This is a genomic window from Allobosea sp. P4_C6, from assembly GCF_056402015.1.
Genome location: NZ_JBFUIF010000120.1, coordinates 1 through 4,329, shown reverse-complemented (window position 1 = coordinate 4,329; position 4,329 = coordinate 1). Strand labels below are relative to the sequence as shown.

Genomic DNA, 4,329 nt, shown 5'->3' with positions numbered 1-4,329 from the left:
CTGTAGCGGTATGCAGGGAGACGATGCTACCGCGTTCATTCGGCCGCTGCGGTCCGGGCGACAGGCCAACAGCCCGCGCCCTTGGCGAGCTCGCGGGGACTTCTCGTAGCGTTGTGCCAGCTGGTATCAAGCGGGACGAGATCGCCGACTCGATCGCCCCTGAGCTCGTGGCAGCAATTCGCACATCGCGACGCGTCGGGATGCCCGGAGGGCCGCTACGCCTGCCTCGACATTGGCGGAGAGACCCTTGACGGCGCTGTGTTTCGCCTAGTGCGCGCCCCGGCACCTCAGGTCACGGTTCTCTCGGCCGTGGTTGGTCGCAACGCGCTCAGCCGCCGCGACCTGGAGCTGCGCCACAAATATTGCCTAGAGAGCTACCAGACACCGAGCCTCTCTAACCGAGTGACGGCGAGTTTTCGATAAGGCTCCTTCAAAACACGCGGTATGAGCTGCGATTTGCAGCTGCAATTGGGAACGATCAGGTGACGTAAACGTGCCGGGAACGCGCGATTTTTAGCCAAATCCGCGCTTCGCTGCGCCGTTTTCACTCGGAAATGCCCCAGTTGTCGCATCAGCACTCCTGCCAGCCGAGTGATTGACGTCCACTATGGTCAACGCGCAAGACGTCGCTTGCGAACGTTCGCACTCTGGGGGCTCATTTGATTTCAAGACAGCACACGCCACTCGTCCTGATCGAACCCAATGAGCCAACACGCGCCCTATCGCCGCTCTCGCTCCAACTGTCCAAGGAGGCCGGAGGTTATAATGAAGCTTGGCTACGAGATCTGATCTTCCGCCATCCAACCGCGGTGCCGGTGGACGAGATCGATCCGTCGTTTGGGCCGTTGATCCCGGTCTGCACCGAACTCAACACCCGCATAGCTGGCCCGGCCGATGCGTTCTTCATCAACTCGCTCGGCATGCCGACGCTGGTCGAGTGCAAGCTATGGCGTAATCCCGAGGCCCGGCGAGAGGTTATCGGGCAGATTCTCGACTACGCCCGGGTGCTGCGAAAGTGGACCTACAACGACCTTCAGCGAGAAGCTGCACGAGCACTCAAGGTACAAGGCTTCGATCTGGCAGAACATGTGCGGGCCCACGGATTTACCGAGCTCGATGAAGCTGCCTTCGTCGACAACGTTACCCGCAATCTTGCTACCGGTCGTATCCTCCTCCTGATCCTCGGCGACGGTATTCGTGAGGGCGTCGAGGCGATCGCGGATTACATCCAGGGGACGACCGGCCTTCACTTCACCTTCGGCCTGGTTGACACGCGTGTCTTTGACGCCGGCCAGGGGCGTATGATCGTGCAACCGCGAGTGCTCGCAAAAACGAAGATCATCGAACGGCCTATCATCATCGCGAGTGGCCAGCAGTTCGTGATTGATGATGCTGAAATCGAGCCGATCGAAAGTCCCGAATTCCGTATCCGGACGCTGGTCCAAAAGGGGTGGGCTGCGGACTTCTGGTCGGAGGTGTTTGCCGGGCTCACACTTGACGATGCCGAGCAAAGGTTGCCGCCACCCGGCGAAGCCAATCCGATCATCCGGCTTCCGACCGGAAATGTCTGGCTTCAGTGTTACGTCAGACAGGCTCGCAATGAAGGCGGCATCTATCTCAATGGCAAGACGAACCGCAGCCAAGTTGCCGCGGAGATGATGGAACGTCTCAATCAAGATCGTGCGACCATTCTAGGGGAAACCGGCGTTCCTCTGGCACTCCAGGATGCCGATGGCATCGGAGCTGCCTTCACAGTTCGGGATCTACAAGATCCGGTCGAACGCGTGCGAATGGTTGAATGGTTCCGCGGCGCCATCAATGGCTTTGTAAACGCGGTCAGGCCACGTGTGAGCCAGTTAGCCGACACTGAGGGACAGCCTGCCTAACGGGGGGCGAATTGCGCCCTAGCTCCTGAGCAAAGCCGGACGGAGCCATCAGGGTCGGCGTGATCCGTCCCAAAAACTGGGCTGACCGAGGCTTCAAGCTTTACACCGTACGCTGATACCTCCGGAGATAACTGGTTGTTTACGTGTCGAGGAGGGGAGATCCGCTTTGCAAGATGTTCTTGAACAACTCGAGAAGTTGGTCGTTGCGGATCCAGAGTTCTTGGAACTCGAGAACCGGCTCGGGCGCTTTTGTCTCTTTGAAGCGATGGGCGTGGTTCACGGCGAGGTACGCCTTGGAAATTTCATGGCAGCCTTCCTTGATCCAGCTGGTTCACATGGTTACGGGCCGACAGTTCTTCGGGCACTTGTCATGGAAGCTTTACGTGCGGGACAGGCTAGAGATGTAAACACCGCCTCTTTGTCTCCTCTGCATGCGCATGTCATGTCGTTCGAACAAGCGCAGATAGTGCGCGAGTTTCGTCGCATAGACATCGTTGTGAAGTTGGGCCAGCCCAAGATTGCCATTGCGATCGAGTTGAAGATTGGAGCGAGCCAAAGCGCCGGACAACTTGCGCGCTATAGACAAGTCATGGAGCAAGAATTTCCTGATTGGCGTAGATTATACATTTTTTTGACAGTTGAGGACGAGGACCCTGCTGACCAAGCATGGATACCGTTAAGGTACTCCCAGATTGTCCCTGTTTTTGAGAAAGTGGATGGCTCTGGAGCTGATTCTGCTGCCACCGGAGCATTTCGTGCATTTATCGACATGTTGAAGAGGCACCACGTGAGCGACGACAAGCTTGAGGAAATTGCTAACAATCTTTGGGCGCGACATAAGGAAGCTTTGAATTTCCTGATGGAACGCAGACCGGATCGCCTTCGTGGAATATTTCAGTCATTGGCCGCAGAGACACGCCAGATAACAGAAGAGATCAATCGATCCGGGACTTTACAATTCATCAATGAGCCTTCAAAAAATTCGGCCATTCTCCGTTTCGCATGCTCCACCTGGGATATTTTGCCACGCTTTAGCAGCGGGACCGGATGGACCGAAAGCGGCCGCGTCCTTCTATTTGAAATGAAGAAGGAAAAGGAGAGCATCAACGGGTATCTTTATCTTGGTCCGTGCCCAACGGATATTAAGATTGCGATATCGGATGCATTGTGGCCAGGGCAACGAGTTTTAAAGTCACAGTACATACAGATTGAAAAGGCTGTACTATACAGCGAAGAAGATGGCGAAATAGTAGAAGTTATTAACAAAATTACAAAGCATTTTGCAGAATTTTGTCAAAAGACCGCCGTTAAATTCAGTCCGCTTCTGAAAGCGGCTTTGGAAAAACGCATCATTGGGGATGTCGCCCCCCCTCTACCGACAGGTCCGAACGGAGTGTTAGCGGACAGTGGGTCTGGTGGCTGATGCGGATCGCAAAGTACCCAGGTGTTGAGATATTACGTTAGGCAGCTGACGCGACAACGACTGAAATGTTGTCATGCCCGCCCGCAACGAGCGCGGCGTTTACCAACCTGCGCGCCATCACCGCCGGCTCGGCTGGCGCGTCGAGAATCCGGGAGATGGTTCGATCGTTGACCATGTCCGTGAGCCCGTCGCTGCAGAGCAGGATGGTCTCGCCCGGTTCCAGGGACGGTGCCGCTGCAACGTGCGGCGCAATCTTCCTGCGGACAATCAGCCCTCCGAGCGACTGCGTGATGTGTGAGGAGACACGTCTTACGGAGCCGTCGGAAGACTCTGGCACATCGTCGCGACTGAGTTGCTGCAACGCGCCACGGCTGTGTCGATATCCCCGACTGTCGCCGACATTGAAGCAGATGAGTTCCTCCGCATAGAACGCCACGCCCACGATGGTCGTGCCCATCCCGCGAACCTTCGGCCTCTCCCGCATCACGTCGTAGAGGCGGTCATTGGCCTGCTGCAGCGCCTCGCGCCAGCCTGGGATATCCTGCGGATATGCGCGCTCGCGTAGTGATTCTAGCGCGGTCCGACTGGCTAACTCGCCGGCGAGATGTCCGCCCATGCCATCGGTAACCACCAGCATTCGCGTTTCGTCGGCGATCTCGGCGACAATCGGGGCAGCCATGTCGCCGGTGAGGAGCACCTTGCCCAGCGCGATGGCGTCCTCATTATGATCCCGAACCATACCGCGATGTGTCTGGGCTGCGACGCGAATGAGTCCTTGGGCGAGCGCCATCACGAGCAGCCGGAATTCGAGGCTTGGTGCTCGAGCGGGACGCCCCTGAGGAAGGCGCGCAAATTGGGCTCGGACCAGGAACGTCCATTCACCGTCTTGACGCCTTCTGCGTTCAAATGCTGCGCCAGCTGGCGGTAGCGGCCGGTGGCGAGCGGGACCTGTTCGATGATCTCCCTGACCCTGGCGATGATCGCCTCCCTTCGCTCGACCGCGGCGCCCCGGTCTGAGAA

General features: G+C 57.5%; 4 protein-coding genes. 2 read left to right on the top strand and 2 right to left on the bottom strand.

The window, feature by feature from the left end:
- The first annotated feature begins 659 nt into the window (after positions 1-659).
- On the top strand, positions 660-1,886 hold the full coding sequence (locus AC1DVA_RS26540; RefSeq protein ID WP_476807878.1) for a hypothetical protein: 1,227 nt from the start codon (positions 660-662) through the stop codon (positions 1,884-1,886).
- A gap of 166 nt (positions 1,887-2,052) precedes the next feature.
- Positions 2,053-3,309, top strand: coding sequence for a PDDEXK-like family protein (locus AC1DVA_RS26535; RefSeq protein ID WP_476807877.1), 1,257 nt, complete (start codon positions 2,053-2,055; stop codon positions 3,307-3,309).
- A gap of 37 nt (positions 3,310-3,346) precedes the next feature.
- Here the strand turns inward: AC1DVA_RS26535 and AC1DVA_RS26530 are convergent, their stop codons facing one another.
- Both AC1DVA_RS26530 and AC1DVA_RS26525 read right to left on the bottom strand, forming a co-directional pair.
- A complete protein-coding gene (locus AC1DVA_RS26530; RefSeq protein WP_476807876.1) occupies positions 3,347-4,099 on the bottom strand; it encodes a PP2C family protein-serine/threonine phosphatase in 753 nt (250 codons plus the stop codon).
- A partial coding sequence (locus AC1DVA_RS26525) for a recombinase family protein (RefSeq protein ID WP_476807875.1) occupies positions 4,099-4,329 on the bottom strand: 231 nt, incomplete at its 5' end. The genes AC1DVA_RS26530 and AC1DVA_RS26525, both read right to left, overlap by 1 nt.

Excerpts from the sequence above, each read along its gene's own strand:
- AC1DVA_RS26530 (WP_476807876.1), bottom strand. The coding sequence starts at position 4,099 with ATGGCGCTCGCCCAAGGACTCATTCGCGTCGCAGCCCAGACACATCGC.